This is a genomic window from Porphyrobacter sp. GA68 (assembly GCF_022605525.1).
In the GTDB taxonomy this organism is placed as follows: Bacteria; Pseudomonadota; Alphaproteobacteria; order Sphingomonadales; family Sphingomonadaceae; genus Qipengyuania_B.
On sequence record NZ_JAKQYJ010000001.1, the window covers coordinates 579,242 to 596,316 of the forward strand.

13 protein-coding genes are annotated in these 17,075 nt (G+C 63.0%); 6 read left to right on the forward strand and 7 right to left on the reverse strand.

Going from position 1 to position 17,075, the window contains the following annotated elements:
• Nucleotides 1–80: 80 nt before the first annotated feature.
• The 4 genes from LHJ54_RS02840 to LHJ54_RS02855 are packed head-to-tail and all read left to right on the forward strand — an operon-like array spanning nucleotide 81 to nucleotide 4,022.
• Nucleotides 81–740: an isochorismatase family protein gene (locus tag LHJ54_RS02840; RefSeq protein ID WP_228244273.1), complete on the forward strand. Its 660-nt coding sequence runs from the start codon at nucleotides 81–83 to the stop codon at nucleotides 738–740.
• A complete protein-coding gene (locus LHJ54_RS02845) occupies nucleotides 740–1,693 on the forward strand; it encodes a polysaccharide deacetylase family protein (RefSeq protein ID WP_228242432.1) in 954 nt (317 codons plus the stop codon). The genes LHJ54_RS02840 and LHJ54_RS02845 overlap by 1 nt, the downstream gene beginning before the upstream one ends.
• The gene (locus LHJ54_RS02850) at nucleotides 1,690–2,628 is read left to right on the forward strand and encodes a polysaccharide deacetylase family protein (RefSeq protein ID WP_228242433.1); all 939 of its coding nucleotides are present in this window, start codon (nucleotides 1,690–1,692) and stop codon (nucleotides 2,626–2,628) included. The genes LHJ54_RS02845 and LHJ54_RS02850 overlap by 4 nt, the downstream gene beginning before the upstream one ends.
• Complete coding sequence (locus tag LHJ54_RS02855; RefSeq protein ID WP_228242434.1) at nucleotides 2,625–4,022, forward strand: aldehyde dehydrogenase family protein; 1,398 nt, start codon at nucleotides 2,625–2,627, stop codon at nucleotides 4,020–4,022. Before LHJ54_RS02850 ends, LHJ54_RS02855 begins: the two co-directional genes overlap by 4 nt.
• 59 nt (nucleotides 4,023–4,081) lie before the next feature.
• On the opposite strand, the gene LHJ54_RS02860 is transcribed toward LHJ54_RS02855, so the two are convergent.
• The 7 genes from LHJ54_RS02860 to LHJ54_RS02890 all read right to left on the reverse strand — a co-directional run bounded on the left by LHJ54_RS02860 (nucleotide 4,082) and on the right by LHJ54_RS02890 (nucleotide 13,665).
• Nucleotides 4,082–4,957, reverse strand: a complete 876-nt coding sequence (locus LHJ54_RS02860) for an OmpA family protein (protein ID WP_228242435.1) — start codon at nucleotides 4,955–4,957, stop codon at nucleotides 4,082–4,084.
• A gap of 279 nt (nucleotides 4,958–5,236) precedes the next feature.
• A complete protein-coding gene (locus tag LHJ54_RS02865) occupies nucleotides 5,237–5,962 on the reverse strand; it encodes a hypothetical protein (protein ID WP_228242436.1) in 726 nt (241 codons plus the stop codon).
• Entirely contained in the window at nucleotides 5,962–7,128 is a 1,167-nt protein-coding gene (locus LHJ54_RS02870; RefSeq protein ID WP_228242437.1) for a nitrilase-related carbon-nitrogen hydrolase, read from the reverse strand. The genes LHJ54_RS02865 and LHJ54_RS02870 overlap by 1 nt, the downstream gene beginning before the upstream one ends.
• Nucleotides 7,121–8,656 carry an FAD-binding oxidoreductase gene (locus LHJ54_RS02875; RefSeq protein WP_228242438.1) on the reverse strand — a complete coding sequence of 512 codons (1,536 nt, stop codon included), beginning with the start codon at nucleotides 8,654–8,656 and terminating at the stop codon, nucleotides 7,121–7,123. The genes LHJ54_RS02870 and LHJ54_RS02875 overlap by 8 nt, the downstream gene beginning before the upstream one ends.
• 4 nt (nucleotides 8,657–8,660) lie before the next feature.
• Nucleotides 8,661–9,944 (reverse strand): MFS transporter, encoded by a 1,284-nt coding sequence (locus tag LHJ54_RS02880; RefSeq protein WP_228242439.1) that lies wholly within the window; start codon nucleotides 9,942–9,944, stop codon nucleotides 8,661–8,663.
• Nucleotides 9,944–11,104, reverse strand: coding sequence for a serine hydrolase (locus LHJ54_RS02885; RefSeq protein ID WP_228242440.1), 1,161 nt, complete (start codon nucleotides 11,102–11,104; stop codon nucleotides 9,944–9,946). Before LHJ54_RS02885 ends, LHJ54_RS02880 begins: the two co-directional genes overlap by 1 nt.
• A gap of 41 nt (nucleotides 11,105–11,145) precedes the next feature.
• Nucleotides 11,146–13,665, reverse strand: coding sequence for a TonB-dependent receptor (locus tag LHJ54_RS02890; RefSeq protein ID WP_228242441.1), 2,520 nt, complete (start codon nucleotides 13,663–13,665; stop codon nucleotides 11,146–11,148).
• Nucleotides 13,666–13,815: 150 nt separating this feature from the next.
• Here LHJ54_RS02890 and LHJ54_RS02895 point away from each other — a divergent pair, with 150 nt between their 5' ends.
• Both LHJ54_RS02895 and LHJ54_RS02900 read left to right on the forward strand, forming a co-directional pair.
• Nucleotides 13,816–14,499 (forward strand): hypothetical protein, encoded by a 684-nt coding sequence (locus LHJ54_RS02895; protein WP_228242442.1) that lies wholly within the window; start codon nucleotides 13,816–13,818, stop codon nucleotides 14,497–14,499.
• Nucleotides 14,500–14,571: 72 nt separating this feature from the next.
• Nucleotides 14,572–17,049, forward strand: a complete 2,478-nt coding sequence (locus tag LHJ54_RS02900) for a TonB-dependent receptor (RefSeq protein ID WP_228242443.1) — start codon at nucleotides 14,572–14,574, stop codon at nucleotides 17,047–17,049.
• Nucleotides 17,050–17,075: the final 26 nt, after the last annotated feature.

Here is a 17,075-nt window from a genome sequence, read left to right on the forward strand (position 1 = left end):
CTTCTCGACAAGCCCTTTCTCGCTTTTATGGTAGATACCAGAAAGGAGGGCAGTAATTGGCGGAACCGGTCGGCACGCGGATGGTGGAGGACGGGCGCACCGCCCGGCAGATCTTCGACGAAGTCATGGCGAACCCTGCGCGGCGAAAGTTCGGCTTTGGCGAACGGCTGGCGGTGGTGAATGTCGATCTGCAGCAGGCGTATACGCGGCTGGATCTGTTCCGCACGGCCTATGAAAGCGATCCCCGCCAGATCGAATACATCAACCGCATCAGTTCAATGGCCCGCCGGTGCGGAATGCCGGTCATCTGGAGCCGCGTTGCCTATATGGACAACAGCGGCGACGCCGGGGTCTGGGGAACGCGGACCGATACGGAGGACTCGCTCCAGAACATCAAATACGGATCAGAACGGCACGCATTCGACCCGCGCTGCGACATCCTGCCCGAAGACCTGCAATTCACCAAGCGGATGCCAAGCGCATTCTTCGAAACACCGCTCGCAAGCTATCTGGTCTGGCACAAGGTCGACACAGTGGTGGTGACGGGCGGATCGACCAGCGGTTGCGTGCGAGCGACGGCAGTGGATGCGCTCAGCCATGGTTACAGGGTGATCGTGCCGATCGAGACATGCGCTGACAAGCATGAAAGCTATCACTTCGCCAACCTGACCGACCTGCAACTGAAATACGCCGATGTGGAGCCGGCGGAGGCGGTTGCCCGGTGGCTGGAGAACCGGTGATGCGCGAGAGCAGTCCCGACCCCCTACTTTATGATTATCATCCCTACCACAGGCGTCCGCCGCTGGTTTGGCCGGATGGAAAAGCGGTCGCCGTATGGGTCGCGCCCAACCTTGAATATTACGAGATCGACCCTCCACCTCATCCCATGCGGAAAGCCTGGACGCGTCCGGCGCCCGATGTCGTCGGCTATGCCCACCGCGATCATGCCAATCGCGTGTCTCACTGGCGGATGGCGGACGTGATGACGGCGCACGGCTTTCCCGGGTCGGTCAGCCTGTCTGTTGCCCTGTGTCAGCACCACCCGCAAGTCGTGGCCGACGCGCAGGCGCGTGGCTGGGAGTTTTTCAGTCACGGCATCTACAACACCCGCTACGCTTATGACATGGACGAGGCGCAGGAGCGGGCGATCATCGAGGATTCGATCCGCACCGTTCAGGACGCGACCGGGCAGCGTATCCGGGGCTGGCTGGCGCCCGCGCTGACGCACACGCCGCGCACGCTCGACCTTCTCGCCGAGTACGGGTTCGATTACACCTGCGACCTTTACCACGACGATCAGGTGCAGGAGGTGAAGGTCGCGCGCGGCAGGCTGGCATCCATTCCGTACAGCCTGGAGGTGAACGACCACTACGGCTTCTTCGTCTATAACATGAGCGGCCGTGAATACGCCGACACGCTGATCCGCCAGTTCGAACGGTTGGCCGCGGAAGGGCAGAGGTCTGGTACGGTGATGTGCATTCCCCTGCACGCCTATCTGATAGGACAGCCGCACCGGATCGGCCCATTCGAAGAGGCTCTGGCTCACATCGCCGCGGATGGACGGGCATGGCTGGCGACTGCCGGTGAGATCGTGGACTGCTGGCGCAGGCAGCAGGAGCCTTCGCGTGAGCAGGTCGCCCCGACCAAAATTGAGGGTGCGGAGCCCCGGCTGCCTGGGATGCTCGGCCGATGAGCCTTGATCCCGGCTATCTCGATTATCCGGGCCGCCGCGAGGGCTACGACCACGATCTTTACCGCTGGTCCGACCTTCATCAGCGCACCCCGGTGCGGTGGCCGCAAGGTTCGGTGGCGATCTGGTTGTGCGTCAGCCTTGAATGGTTTCCGATCACGCCGGCGGACAAGCCGTTCCGTGCGCCGGGGCATATGGCAACTCCATATCCGGATTTGCGCCATTACACTGCGCGCGATTACGGCAATCGGGTGGGTGTCTGGCGTTTCCTTGACGCTTTCGAGCGCGTGGGCGTACGCGCCAGCTTCGCCGTCAACGCGGCCGTGGCGGAACGCTATCCCGAGATCATTTCGGCAGTCGCCGCAGGCGGTCACGAAATCATCGCCCATTCCACCGACATGAACGGCACGATCGATTCCACTTTGGCGGAACCGGAGGAAAGGGCACTCATCGCCGGCGCGCTCACCAGGATAGAAGCGGCAACAGGCAAGCGTCCGCAGGGCTGGCTATCCATCGCCCGCTCGCAAAGCTGGCGCACGCCCGATATCCTGCGGGAACAGGGCGTCACTTACTGCTGCGACTGGGTAAATGACGAACTGCCCTACCGCTTCAGCAATGGCCTGATCAATCTGCCGCTCAACCACGAACTGTCGGACCGGCAGATCATCGCCACCCAGCAGCAGTCCGCCGAAAGCTGGCGGCAAAGTCTTGGCGACGCTTTCGACTGGCTTGCACGTGAAGCGCAACGCGAGGGTGGCGGACGCATGCTGCCAATCCACCTGACACCTTACATCTCCGCGCTGCCTTACCGGATCGCCGCGGTTGAAGGATTGCTCGCCGATCTCGCCGGAAGGGCCGAAGCATGGTTTGCGACCGGCGAGGAGATCGTGCGCTGCTGGGCTGCGCAAAATCCTGCGGAAGGCGCGGCCGGATCATGAAGGCCGTCAATCCCCGCACCGGGAAAGCGGACTACGATTTTGATGCGACCCCTCCCGAAGAAGTTGCGGCGACTGCGCGGGCCTTGCGCATCCGCCAGCCGGAATGGGAAGCGCGTGGCCCAGACGGACGGGCGGAGGTGCTGCGCGCCTTCGCAGCGGAGGTAGACCGCCGCGCCGACGCCATCACCCAGGCACTCGACCTGGATACCGGCCGCACGGCCATCGCCCGGATGGAAGTAGAGACATTGCAGCGAACGCTGCACCGCTGGGCTGCGCGCGCTCCGCAGCTGCTGGACGGATTGCCCCGCAATCCGGCGCCGTCACTCACTCCCGCCATCACCATCACGCCGCGCTGGTCCGCTTACCCGCTGTTCGGCGCCATCGCGCCTTGGAACTTCCCGGTTATCCTCAGCCACATCGACGCCGTTCCCGCCCTGGCCGCGGGATGTGCGGCGCTGGTCAAGCCGTCGGAGGTGACGCCGCGGTTTTGTGCGCCCTTGCGTGAGGCGCTGAACGCAGTGCCGTCGCTGCCGCTCGCCTATGTGTTGGGTGGACCCGAGACGGGGCAGGCACTGGTGGAGCAGGTCGACTACATCTGCTTCACCGGGTCCACCGCTACCGGCCGCAAGGTTGCGCAAGCCGCAGCGCGGCGGCTGATCCCCGCCAACCTGGAACTGGGCGGCAAGGACGCGCTGATCGTCACGGCCAGCGCCGACCCGCTCGCTGCGGCACGGATCGCGCTGCGCGCGTCGGTCGTCGCCACCGGCCAGGCCTGCCAGTCCATCGAGCGCATCTACGTGGCGCGGCAGATCGAGGATGGGTTCCTTGCCGCTCTCGTGCAGCTTGCCGAGCAGACCTTGCTGGCACCGGAAGGGGGTCCGCTTGGCCCGTTCATCTTCCCGCCCCAGGCGGCCAAGGTGCAGGCGCAGATCGACGAAGCCATAGCGCGGGGCGCGCAGGTTTTGACCGGCGGCAAGGTCGTGCAGCTTGGCGGGGGTGCTTACCTGCGTCCCACGGTGATAACCGGAGTTAGCCCGGACATGGCGGTGATGCGTGAGGAAACCTTTGGGCCCGTCCTGCCCGTCACCGCGTATGCCGACGTGGATCAGGCAATCGCGCTTGCGAACGCCGGCGAATACGGCCTGGCGGCGGCAGTGATAGCCGGAGACGCGGAAGAGGCGGCGCGCATTGGCGAGCGGCTGGACGCTGGCGCGGTGTCGCTGATGGACGCAGGCCTGACCACCTATGTCGGTGACGCGGCAAACCACTCTCGCCGGGCCTCGGGACTTGGCCCCAGCCGCATGGGAGATGAAGGCCTTCTGCGGTTCATGCGACGACAGGCGCTGATCCGGCAGGATGGGGCTGCCCTCCCACTCGCGGCCTATTCACAATAGCGCATCATCTTTAAGCCGGCCTGACCCGCAAGCCTGACGCCTAAAGCAGCGATCCGTCCCTACATGCCGTCAACGCTCTTGCTGACCAGAATGTTCACGGCGACCCGCCGGTTCTGGGCCTTGCCTTCTTCGGTGGAATTGTCAGCCAGCGGGTCTGCTTCGGCCATGCCCGTCGGGGTCAGCATCCGGTAAGGCTTCCACCCGCACTGCTGCTGCAGGTGGTTCACAACGCGGCTTGCGCGCTTTTCGCTCAGCTCCTGATTGTAGTCCTCGTCACCTACTGAATCCGTGTAGCCGACGACCAGCAGAAGGGAGTTCTCCATCGCTTCGGCCCGCTGTGCCGCGGCGCAAAGAGCACCCTTGTCCTGTTCCGACAGGTTCCACTTGGCCGTGTCGAAGTTGACGTTCGTTGTGCCCTTGAGATTGTACTTGTCGATGTCGCCCAAGCGGCCACGCAAGGCTTCGGTTGCTGCGGTCTGCTCGGCAAATCCCTGCTCCGTTCCGGTGCGGATCATCGAGGCAGTGCGCAAATCCCTGGTCTTGAGCGCGATCTGGCTCGCCACCAGCCCGCCTTCCCACTCCAGGGTGTCGATCGTGACCGGCAAACCGTTCAGAAGCTGCTCCGCCGCAAGCTGTTCACGGTGGAGGCCGAGGAACCCACCGCTCGACCGGATGCGCGTCTCCCCGGTGAGGGTAACGGCCGTACGCGAGCCATCTGCCAGCACCACCTGCACCTGATCGGCGCGGCGGGCGGAAATGATACCCTGAAGCTGCGGACCTTTGCTCATTTGCGACAGGTCGGGCAGCGTGCCGGTCACGGTGATCGGATCAGCTCCCCCGGGCGGTGTCCAGTCCTGCGCGGCCACCCCGCCTGTCAGCGGCAGCGCCAGCATCGCCGCCAGAACGAGGGTCGGCTTCCTGGGTACGTTCGTCATTGCATCACTCCTCATCACTTGACCGGAAGGCTGCGTTGCCTTGGCGACGGAACCCTCCTTCGCGCCAAGAAAGCGCGCGAGATGGTGACGTTTGGTTAGGTTCAGCTCACCTGATGTGTTGGGGCCATGCTTGCGTGCAGATGAACGAAAATGCCCTTGGACGGAGTTGCGGTGACAAACCGCGCGATGCCTGCGGCGAATGCCGACGTCCCCGGTCGCGATCCGGATCAGCGGCACCAGGCGCGGCTTATAGCCCGCGACTCTGGCCACCTGCCTGGCTCAGCGGTTCAGTTCGACCAGCTCGTACCGGTTCATCATGTAACCGTCGACAGCGCCGCAGACGAGCACCGCGTCGTCGTCGGCAGTCACCCAGATGTCGTATGGTGGGTGCGTCTTGCCTCCCATGCCGTCACCTTCATCGTCCACGAAGCGGAAGTGGCGACACGCGAACGTGCCCGCTCCGACGGTGCGCTCCTCATCGCCGACATATTCCAATGCGATGCTCACTTCCGCGATCAGCGGTGGTTCGGCTCCGCGATGATCGGCAGAAGGAAGGAACACGCGCAAGGTTCGCCGATGCAGGCCGGTCGCCACGTCCATGATCTTGGACAGGTAACCATCGCCCACCACCGGATGAGTGCCAAAGCCGTCGAACGCGCTGCCTATCACGCGCCGTTGCGACACACGGCCAATCGCCGGGCCGAAACTCTCGCATTCGATGATCCCCGCCACAGGATCGTGCCGCAGCCAGCCCGAGCCGAGAAACTGGTCGCCCAATGTCAGGTGGACGTGCAGATGCTGTGGCACCATGCCGGGTGCGATGTGATAGATGATGTCGCGCAGAATCGTTGGCTCCGGCTCCTCTATCTCGCACCGCGCACGCATGATCGTGGAACCGTCCGCGTGGTGGGTGAAGGCAAACCATTCGCGTCCCCGCTCCTGCCCCTCCATCCCTGGTTTGCATGATGTATAGCGGATCCGCCCCGACACCGTCCGATGGCGCATCAGATAACCCCCGCCTGATCCAGGCGTGCAATCACTTCTTCCTGTTTGCGGCGAAAGTAATCTCGGTCAGGCACTTCCGCCGAACCTTGTGCCATCATGCCGTTTGGCCGGTGGAAATTATCGGCTGCGGCGGCATAGGCGGAGGCGAACAGGCCAGGCTTCTGCCGCGCCAGGCTGTTGGTCATCGCCGGGTTGCGGCGCGCCCGCCGCAGGGCAGAAAGGTCCAGCGGGGCAAAGGCGGTAAAGGTTTCACCATCGCCGGACTGGGCCATCACCTTGCCTGTGTAATCCACCACCTGGCTGTTCCCGTCCGCGCTGCCCAGCGGCAGGGCCGTGCCACTGATCCCGGCGGTGTTGGCGGAAACCACAAAGGCCATGTTCTCAAACGCGCGGGCGCGCTTGGCGATGTCTTTCTGCGTCGCGAGAGGAGAGCCGATTTCTGACGAAGAATGAACGAAAATTTCCGCTCCGCGGAACGCCATCGCGCGGGCGATTTCCGGATAAAGGATTTCCTCGCTGGCAATGGCCGCAAGATTGCCGATCTCGGTCCGAGCCACTGGGAAGACGCCATCGAGCCCGTAGATGTCGAGATAGCGTTCCCAGACATCGTGGGGGCTGGGCGCGAACATGGACACGAGGCGGCGGTAACGCAGCACGACCTGCCCCGTAGGCGCGACAACAAAGCTGGCTTGGAAGTAGAAGTCGGGGAAATGCCGATCGATTTCATACGCGTTGCCGGCGATGAAAAGGCCGGTTTTCTGCGCCAAGGTCCCGAGCTCCGCATATTCCTCGCCGTCTGGCGCAAATCCAGCGCGAGCGGCGAAATCCGCGATGCCGATCCGCCCCGGATAGGAGGTGAACAGGTATTCCGGCAGCACGGCGAGGCGCACGGGCCAGCCCGCATACTGTTCGATGAAGATGGCGGCAGAGCGGATCGGCGCCTCCAGCGCCGCGATGTGCCGGATGACCTGCGCTCGCACGGCCTTCGTGTCGGAGAGGTTTTCCACCGAACGCGCGGTAAGCTGCATGGCGACGGCGGCGAATGTGTCGGGAGCGGTCAGATGGACCTCCTTTGCGTGGGCGGCGCGCGGCAGAATAGCCATGCCCGCGCCTGCGACAAGGCCGCCTGCCAGCGCCGCCCGACGGGTCGCCAGCCAATCACGCAAGGCCCAGGCTTCCGGGGTTCATCAACCCGTGCGGATCAACCGCGCGCTTTACCGCGCGCAGAAGTTCCCATGCTCGCGGGTCATGCCCCTGCTCCAGCGGATAGGTACGGGCGATCTGAAAATGTGCCGCTCCGCGCGCGGCGAACAGCGCGATCAGTTCAGCTCTGAGCTCGTGAACCAGCGCGCTGCTGGCCTCGGTGGCAGGCAAGCGTCGCAACCGCTTCAAATGCGCTGCCTCAACCGCGTCCAGATGCAACGGATTAAGCTCGTCAGGCCAGAAGAACACCGGCTCGATCAGCCCGCTTTGCGGCGAAATCCCCAGCAGCATCGCTCCTGCCCGGACCCCCCGATCCTGCATCTCTGCGTCGTGGCGGGCGAACAGCGCCTGCACCGCTTCCCAGCAGTCCACCAGTTGCGAATGTGGCAGGATGGCATGCACCGGTACCCACCGTTCACCCTGCGGACCCACCATAGAATTTACCGGGGGAAACGGGTTGGAGCGCAGCACCGTGGGAACAGTGTTCGCCGTCTCCTGCCCGCCAGCCTCAGCGACGATGCGGCGGATTGCGGCCATGTCGCTATCCGCCGCAGGCTGTTCCCGCCGCTCCGCGATGAAGTGCATGGAAAAGGGCGCATCATCAAGGAAAGAGCGGCCGGCCCGCGCAATCCTTGCACCCTCGCGTAACCCTTTCGCGAGCGATCCCTGGCCCGTCACCACCGACAGCAGCGCCCTCGCATCCTTGCCGAGGCTTTCCCGCTTCATCCGCTGGGACTGCAGGAAGGGATCGAAACCGAAACTCTCGCTGGCCAGTTCCGCGCGCGCGACCGTGGACAGCGCCGCGAACAAGCTGCGATGGTCGGCAAAGGTGAAGCTGCCATATGCCAGGCCTTTGCCTTCGCGCCTCAGCCTGAGCGTGGCTCGCGCCTTTATGCCGAGTGCGCCGGTGTCTCCGGTGAAGAGCCCAGTGAGGTCGGGGCCGAAGTCGCGCAAGAAGCTGCCGCCGGTGGCGACGAGCGCCCCGTCCGCCAGCACCACGTCGAAAGACACCGCGGCGCTTGACAGCGGGCCTTCGCGCGCACCCCAAAAGACCCCGTTCTGGCTCATGCCGCCGCCGATGGTGGCCTTGACACCTGAGAGCGAACCCCACGCCGCAACCCGCAGACCGCGAGGCGCGAGAACCCTGTGCAGCGTAGCCCAGGTGCAGCCCGCCTCAACCGTCGCTGTCATGTCGTTCTCGTTGATCTCGACAATTCGGTTGAGAGCGCCGGTGTCCACCAGCACAAAGGCTCGGTCCGGGCCAAGATAGCCGCCGGTGTAGCTCATCCCGCCTCCGCGCGGGACCAGGGCCAGCCTTTCGCCCGCCGCGGCCGCAACGACCTGGCACAACTCGTCCACGTCGCGCGGACGCAGAACCGCCGCCGGCGCGGGTCCGCGCGCATAAACATCGTGACGCAGGATTTCCAGACTGGCCGGGTCGGTCACGAGCGCCTCTTGCGGAAGAGCGGACAGGGCGTCTTGAACTGCCATCCCGCTATGCCGGAACAGCTTTTGGAACCGGTTCCGGACCCGGATCGGGTTCCGTGAACACAGGGTAGCGGCCGAGCGTGATGAGGAGCAGCGCGCCCACCGCAAAGCCGCCCATGGCGAGCGTCAGGGCGCCGTCATAACTGCCGGTCGTATCGCGGAACCAGCCATAGATCACCGGACTGAACGCCGATCCGAGGCCGAACGGCATGTACAGCATGCCGTAGATCTTGCCGTAATTGGCCATGCCGAAATAGCGGCTGGCAAGATAGGCGATGAGGTCGCTCTCCGCACCGGCGGCGAAACCGAGCATGAAGGCAGCGGTATAGATCAGCGTCTGGTTCGTTCCTGTACCCATCAGCAGCCAGCACGCCAGCGCAGGTACCAGCAGGATCGGCAGGCAGACCAGCGGCGCCCAGATCCGGTCGAGGAGAAAGCCTGTTATGATCCGCCCCGCCATGATCGCGATGCCGATCATGCCCATGATGCCGGCGCCCTCGGCGGCTGTCATGCCGTGCTGCTTGATGATTTCTGGCATGTGGATATGCGCGCCGCCATAGGCCAGCGCCACGCACAGGATCGACAGCCAGATCGTCCAGAACCGCCGGTCGCGCAGGGCGGCCTGCAGGGTCACACCCGTAACCTGTCCGCCGACGGTGCGGTTTTCCTGCGGCGTTTCCTCTGGCCGGGGTTCGCGAAACCATAAAAGGATTAGCGGCAGCGCGACGAGCAGCGGGAAGCCCGCCACGATGAGATACATCGTGCGCCAGCCATACGCCTCGATCGCCCAGACCGTCACACGGGGCACGATCAAGGCGGCGATGCTGGTGCCGACCAGTGCGATCCCGAGCGCCAGGCCGCGGTTCCGGAAAAACCACATGCTGATAGCACGGCTGAAGGTGACGGGCGTGGACCCGATACCCACCATTCCCACAAGCACCCAGATCCCGTAGAATACGAAAAGGTTGCTGGGCGTCAGCGCGAACGAGGCAAAGGCCAGCCCGAACAGAACCATGGACACGATGGTGACGGGCCGCACGCCATAGCGATCCGCCAGCCAGCCGAATACCGGCGCGAGCAGTGACGCGATGACACCGTAGATCAGGACGCCTGCGCTTATCTGTGCAAAGCTCCACCCGGTTTCGGCGTTGATGGGTGCCAGGGTGAAGCCGATGGTGTTGAACGGCAGCGGCGACGCGCCGCAGGAAATGCCGATCAGCGAGGCGAGAAGGACGCGCCAACCAAGGCGAAACTCGGATGGTCGCCCCTCCGTGCCGGTCGCTGCCGCCATTACTCGGCTCCTTTCCAGATCACGTTAGGCAGCACCGCGTCATCCCAGGCGTCCGGCCAATCACGGGCGGTGCGGACAATCACCAGCTGCTTGTCTGGAAGCACATAGACCCGCTGACCGCCGTGGCCGTTCAGCATCACCATACGCGGCGCAGCAAATCGTTCGCCTTGCCAGGGCACGATGCCGGGGCGTGGCTGCGGCTCTCCGCCGACCAGCTGATCTCCGATCCAGATCTGGTATCCGTAGCCGGGGTATGCCGGGGATGGCGCAGTCATCCGGTCAATCCAGGCGGCAGGCACAACCTGCCTGCCGTCGACCATCCCCCTGCCGGCGAACAGCTGTCCGATCCGCAGCCAGTCCACCGGGCGCGACAGGATGCAGCAGCTGGTCATGACCATGCCGCCATCCCGATCGAGCGGCATTGCGGCGTCTCTCAGCCCAAGCGGCTCCCAAAGCCGCTTACTCACCAGGGTCTCGTATCGCGCGCCTGTGGCACGCTCCAGCACAATGCCGAGAAGCTGGTTCACCTGATTGTTGTAATCGAACTCGATCCCTGGCCGGGCAACTGCCCGCAAGGATAGCGGAAGGCGAGTGTAATCGCTGCCGAGGCTGTGTCGCACGAGCGGATTGTCGGGCGAAACGGCATAGCCCATGCCTCCGTCCCCCTGCTCCAGTCCGGCAGCCATCCACAACATATGTTCAAGGGTAATCCGCCCCCTAGGCTGACCACGCCATTCCGGGAGGTAACGCTCTACCGGGTCGCTCACGGATCCGATCTCGCCACGCTCTACCGCCGTGCCTATCAGCAGCGCGGTCACGGTCTTGGCCATGCTTTGCGGGTTGAAGCGGGTGTCCCGGCCCGTTCCCTGCCAATACTCCTCAAAAACGATTCTGCCGCTTCTTGCTATAATCAGCGCAGTTGAGTTCTGGCCCTTTGCCCAAGCCGCCGCCGCGGCAAGGGCGCTTGGTGCGATGCCTGCGTCCGTAGGGGAACTCACTTCGAAGGGGCGTTCCGCACCCGGCACGCGAGCCACATGGTCGTACCAGTCAACAGGGATGGTCAGCGGATCGTATCCGCCCGCCGCAAGACTCTGCCAGCGCCGATCGAAATTGAGGTCTCTATCTTGCGCCGCTGTCTCGCCGGCAAGGCTCGCCAGCATTCCGGAGCACACCATTCGCGTCCAGACAGCGGCTCGCCCCATCAAAAATCGAATTTGGCGCGGACCAGCCATGTGCGCGGGGGGTTGAGATAGCTGAACTGCGCCAGCGTGGATTCGACGGCTTCCTGATCCAGGCAATTGCGGCATTCCGCGGACAACGACCAGCCCGCCGCACTGGCCAGTGTCAGCGTCGCGTTGACGATCCAGCGATCTTCGCTGAACGACCCGGTAATGAACGGACCATTGCCGAAGGGGTTGGATGGAAACACCGCGCCTGTGGAACTGGTAATCGGCTGATCATACAGGGTAAGCTGGCTGGTTCCCGTTTCGCTTTGCGAGCGCCAACTGGCATTCAGCGCCGGCGTCAGCGTCAACCCGCTGCCCAGAGCCGCGACGTAGCTGCCGCCGAAAGCCAAGGTGAATTTCGGGGTTCGAACTGGCGTTGCGATCGACCCGTCAGGCGCGACAATGCCGACCCCGCATGCCGTCGCCTCCGCAGCTCCGCCCTGAGGGACTAGCCCCGCGGCCAGTTGCGCGAGACAGCGAGCCTGCTGCGACAGGACCGACTCCACGCCGAACGCGTCGAATTGCGGATCGTCCGGGTCGAGCCTGTACTTGTCGTTCTGATACCCGAAGGCGGCAAACAGGTTCAGGCCATCTGCCGGCACCGCGTTAACTTCCAGCTCGATCCCCTTGTTCTCGTAATCGGCGAAGTTGCGGGTTATGAATGCGATCGAACCGTTGGGCCGGGTAAAGGCAGACGGGGTTTGCAGGTCCGCGACATCCAGCCAGAAGCCGGTCACATTGACCCTGAGGCGCCGGTTGAGGAGTTCGGTCTTGGCACCGATTTCGTAACTCCACACCTTTTCCGGCCCGAATGGCAAAAGTTCGCCAGGCACGGTTCCCCGCGCGTTCCACCCGCCCGACTTGAAGCCGCGGGTTGCGCTGGCGAAGAACAGCAGATCGGGGTTTGGCTGGTAATTGACGGCAAATCGCGGTGTCCAGATGCCGATGCTCTGCTCTCGCGGGATAACGGCGCCGTTCGGGGCGATCAGGTTGGCGTTGCTAAGGCACCCGGCCTCGAGCGTGCCGTCGTTGCACGATGCGCGGTTGTCGTTGATGGAAAAGGTTTTGGTCTCGTCGGTATACCGGATGCCGGCGGTCACGGTGAGTTCCGGCGTGATGTTCAGGTCGCCCTGCACATAACCAGCGTACGCCTTGGTGGTGTTCACCAGCGTCCGGTCACCCAAGACCAGGACTAGGCCGGTCGGAAGCAGCGGGGGCACCGCCACGGAAAAGATGTCGCCAAAGTCGCTGAAATTGTCCTCTTCGAAATAATACAGCCCGCCGACCAGGTCGAGCAGTCCGTTCCCAAGGCTGCCCGTAAGTTTCACCTCCTGGCTGAATTGAGAATATTCTCCTTCATTAGCGATCACAAAGCCACCGAAGGTGAAGCCCACCACCGGCGGACGCGGCACCAAAAGGGACGGCAGGCCACGACCATCCGCGAAATCCAGCGCATAATCCTGGGTCGTATAGACGTAGCCGGTGATGAGATTCACCGAGAAATTGCCGAGGCCAAGCTGGAGATTGGACGAGATGAAATCCATCGTGGTGTCGATGCCCAGGCCATAACCATCCTTGCTGCCGGTCAGCCGTCCGCCAAAATCGCCGTTCTTCAGATAACCCGTGGTGGCGAAGCGCCCCTCGCAATTGGGCGGGTTGCGCGGATCGCAGGCGAAGTTGAGGATATTGCCCGCCTGGCTTTCGGTATGCATGTAGCTGCCGGTCCACCGCGCATTGTCGGACAGTTCGCCGCGCAGTCCTAGCCTGACTCCCCAGCCGTCGCTTTCGTTGATCCGCTCGCCCGTGGTCGTGTTCCTGGTGAAGCCATCGTCGTCCTGCCAGTAGCCTGACACCTTGACGGCGAGACTGTCGGCCAGCGGCAGGTCCACCGACCCCCTCGCCAGCTTCATGTCGTAGCTGCCGTAGCCGGCTTCGGCATAGCCTCCCACTGTCAAATCCGGTTCGGCGAGGAACACAGCCACCGCACCACCGGTCGTGTTGCGGCCGAACAGCGTGCCCTGCGGACCACGCAGCACCTCGATCCGCTGCACATCGAACAGGCTAAGATTGTTGGCGTTCTGCCGGCTCAGATAGATATCGTCGACATAGGTGCCGACCGGCGGGTCGAAGGTGGGGATCGTTTCCGTGTTGCCCAGCCCGCGAAGAAAATAGGCGTTAGCCGAGCCCAGCCCGGTATTGTTCAGCCCGACGAGGTTTGGCACATACTGCGTAATCTCCAGCGCATTGGTAACGCCGCGCCGCTCCAGTTCACCGCCGTCAAAGGCGCTGATGGCGATCGGCACGTCCTGCACCCGTTCCTCCCGTCGCTGGGCGGTGACGATGATTTCGCTGAGGCCACCTTGCTGACTACTCGCATTGGGACGCTCCGCATCTTCTGCAGGAGGAATGGAGGTACTCTGCGCCTGGGCGGGGCTGACGCTCAGCGATGCGGCGGCAAGGAGAGATGCGGTTCCAAGCAATGATCGCTGCAACATAAGCGGCTTCCCCTCAGATTGTCGCGTGCCGGCGCGACCTGTGGTCACGTCCGCACTTCGCCGCAAAGTTGTCCGGACAAATTTTACTTTTGTCAAGCGGTCAGATGTGGTTTGCTGGACCTGAGTTCCGGCTGCGAAGGAGGGGGCGCGATGGCGCTGGCTGATCTGATTTATCCGAGCCTGGTTTACGTCCACCTGCTGCTGTTCGTGTTCTGGCTGGGGGCCGATGTGGGCGTGTTCGCCCTTGGCCAGCATTTCCGCAAACGCAATGTTTACACCCTGGATCAGCGGCTTGCCCTGCTGAAGATGCTGGTCCTGATCGACATGGTGCCGCGGTCCGCTTGGGCGCTGATGGTGCCTTCTTCGCTCAGCGTTCTGGATGCCGGTGGATGGTGGGACGTGCCGAACTGGCTGGTGGGTCTTGCCTGTGTGATCGGGGCCGGATGGCTTTATCTGGTCTGGGATTCCCATCTTCATGACCAGACGTCCCGTGCGGCACGCAACCGCAGGATCGAGGGCGTACTGCGATGGGTGGTCGGGTTTTTCTATCTTGGGTTGGGCTGGCGGTCCCTCCTGGAAGGTATCCCGTTGGCGAGCGGCTGGCTCGCGTGGAAGGCGTTTCTGTTCGGCTGCATCTTCATTGCCGCCATCATGATAGATCGAACTTTCAAGCCCGTTGGCCCCCAACTGGCCGCGTTGCTGAGGGATGGATCCTCTGATGCCACCGAAACGCCTCTGCGTGCGACCATGGATGCGACACGGTTCTGGGTGTGGATAACCTACATCCTGCTGTTCGTCACCGCATACCTTGGAACTGTGAAACCTTCTCCGTGACCAGCAAGATTTGTCTGGACAACTTTACCCGTATGCGCATTCTGTTCCCATAAAGATCGGGGGGAGGAAGAAATGCGACACCTGCTTAAAGCGACGCTGCTGCTCACGACCTGTGTCGGCACACCGGCCCTGGCGCAGGAGGTTGGTCCGCCTGATGGCGAGACGCAGGGCACTCAAACCATTCAGGCCGGAAACGAGATCATCGTGACCGCCAGAAAACGCGAGGAAACACTGCAGGATGTGCCGACCACTGTCGCAGTGACCACTGCGGACACCATCGCGAGGCTGGCGCTGAACAGCTTAGAGGACATGTCAAAGACGCTGCCCGGCCTTGTATTCGATGAATCTTTCGGTCGGAATTCCAGCCGCCCGGTGATCCGCGGACAGGCCAACCTGCTCGGCCAGTCCGGAGTCGCGTTCTTCATCGACGGCATCTACTTTACCGGATCGCTCGCCGATTACGATGTCGACACCATCGAACGGCTCGAGGTGGTCAAGGGACCCCAGAGCGCCCTTTACGGACGCAACACCTACTCGGGTGCGATAAACGTCATCTCCAAGTTTCCCGGCGATACATGGGAAGGACGCGTCACGGCTGATTTGGCGCAGCATGATCGCTATGAGATCACTGCCGGAATCAGAGGGCCCGTGACAGATGGACTTTCGGTGGGCGTGAACGGCCGCTTCTACGACTTCGGCGGAGAATACACGAACCTGTTCGACGGCGAGAAGGTCGGACAGCAATCATCCTGGTCGGTGTCCGGGCTCGCGCGGTGGGACAACGGCGGGCCGTTCACCGCCAACCTTCGCGCCTACTACAACAGGACCGATGACGGGCAGCCCGCACTGTTCCAGCAAAGTGCAAACGAGAACAACTGCCTGCCTGATCGCGGCGCCCTGTATGGCGGAAGCGGCCGGTATTACTGCGGCACGATCCGCCCGCAGGCGATCAACACCGACTACCGCCGGCAGTTCACCAACGTGGAGGATGTCGGGCTGGAAGCGGATTTCTACGCCATCAGCCTCAGGATGGATTATCAGCTGTCCGACCGGCTGACGCTGACGTCGCTCACGGGTTACAACAATCGGGAAGAGACGCAGCTGACCGACGGCGACTACTCACCCGAAAGCTTCCAGACGGCGGTGTTTGCCAGCTTCCCGCTTTCGTTTACCCCTGCTCCGCCGCCCCGCCGGGCGATCATTGGCCTTGTGAACTCGACCCTTGATTTCAGCTTCGCGAACCTCGCCAAGGTCGAGGACTGGTCACAGGAACTTCGGCTCACCTATCAAAGCGAAGCGCTGGACATCATCGTCGGCGGGTACTTCTTTGATCAGAGTGATGACAGCTTTTCCATCCGCGAAGTGCCGCCGGATGCGCTGGCCCGCGCCCAAGCCAATCTGACACAGCGTCGCAACGCGATTTGCGCCGCGAACCCGATCTGCCTTGCCACCGCCCCGCTGACCCCGCTGACTGCGGTGCCCAACCCGCGGGACGAGAATTTATTGCAAATACGCAATGTGGCCGCCTTCGGGGCAGTTACGTTTCACCTGACAACGACGCTCAACCTCGGCTTTGAAGGGCGCTATGCGGAAGAGCGTATCCGGCAGACCGCCTTCGACTTTGACGAAGGTCAGCAGCGCCCGCTTCCGGTATTCGCGGAACGCACGTTCAGGGACTTCAGCCCGCGCGTTCTGCTGGATTGGCAGGCGACGCCGGATAATCTGGTCTATGCCATCTTTGCCCAGGGCCAGAAACCGGGCGGCTTCAATGGACCTATCGCCATCGCCTTCGGCGCGCCGACGTACAACGCCGAGGATGTGACATCGTATGAGCTTGGTTTCAAGAACCGCCTGCTCGGCGGCGCATTGGTCGCCAACCTAGCGATGTTTCACAACGAAATCGAAGGGTATCAGCTGACGCAGACCACCTTTGTGCCGCCCAATTCGTTTTCGGCCATTACCAACGCGGGCAACGCGCGGGTTAACGGAGCGGAACTGGAACTGATCGCTCGCCCAGGCAGCGGGTTTACCATCACCGCCAACTACGCGCTGGCGGACAGCCGCTTCACCAGCGGTTTCGATGAAAATCAGGGTGTCCTGAACGACGTTGCCGACGATGGCTTGGTCAATTGCTCAACCGGTGACCAGGCACCCCAGCTTGCCGGCTGTCAGTCCGCCTTTGGCTCCATTAAAGGCAAGCGGATTCCCAGGGCGCCAGTGCACCGGGTCTTTGCCGATGTGGATTACCGCACTCCATTGGGCGACAGCGGATGGAACGCCTTTATCGGGGGCAATGTAACGCTGACGTCCAGCAGCTTTGCCCAAGTACACAATTTGGCCAAGACGGGTGACGCGACGGTCGTAGACGCGCGTATCGGCGTGGAAAACAGCCGCTTTCGGATCCAGGGTTACGTCCGCAACCTGACTAACGAAGACGCAGTTCAGCAGGTGTTGCGTTTTGCCGATGCGAACAACGACCTGCGACGCAGTTTCGTGGCAGGTTTGCGGCCGGGCCGTTCGTTCGGAGTTATCCTGGAAGCACGGTACTAGGCACGACGCGGTCCGTTCAGGCCCGG

Bases quoted from the DNA above. Each gene is read 5' to 3' on its own strand.
- LHJ54_RS02860 (WP_228242435.1), bottom strand. From the start codon at position 4,957: ATGACGAACGTACCCAGGAAGCCGACCCTCGTTCTGGCGGCGATGCTG.
- LHJ54_RS02895 (WP_228242442.1), top strand. From the start codon at position 13,816: ATGGCGCTGGCTGATCTGATTTATCCGAGCCTGGTTTACGTCCACCTG.
- LHJ54_RS02885 (WP_228242440.1), bottom strand. From the start codon at position 11,104: ATGCTGGCGAGCCTTGCCGGCGAGACAGCGGCGCAAGATAGAGACCTC.
- LHJ54_RS02840 (WP_228244273.1), top strand. From the start codon at position 81: ATGGTGGAGGACGGGCGCACCGCCCGGCAGATCTTCGACGAAGTCATG.
- LHJ54_RS02890 (WP_228242441.1), bottom strand. From the start codon at position 13,665: ATGTTGCAGCGATCATTGCTTGGAACCGCATCTCTCCTTGCCGCCGCA.
- LHJ54_RS02880 (WP_228242439.1), bottom strand. From the start codon at position 9,944: ATGGCGGCAGCGACCGGCACGGAGGGGCGACCATCCGAGTTTCGCCTT.
- LHJ54_RS02875 (WP_228242438.1), bottom strand. From the start codon at position 8,656: ATGGCAGTTCAAGACGCCCTGTCCGCTCTTCCGCAAGAGGCGCTCGTG.
- LHJ54_RS02900 (WP_228242443.1), top strand. From the start codon at position 14,572: ATGCGACACCTGCTTAAAGCGACGCTGCTGCTCACGACCTGTGTCGGC.
- LHJ54_RS02855 (WP_228242434.1), top strand. From the start codon at position 2,625: ATGAAGGCCGTCAATCCCCGCACCGGGAAAGCGGACTACGATTTTGAT.
- LHJ54_RS02850 (WP_228242433.1), top strand. From the start codon at position 1,690: ATGAGCCTTGATCCCGGCTATCTCGATTATCCGGGCCGCCGCGAGGGC.
- LHJ54_RS02865 (WP_228242436.1), bottom strand. From the start codon at position 5,962: ATGCGCCATCGGACGGTGTCGGGGCGGATCCGCTATACATCATGCAAA.
- LHJ54_RS02845 (WP_228242432.1), top strand. From the start codon at position 740: ATGCGCGAGAGCAGTCCCGACCCCCTACTTTATGATTATCATCCCTAC.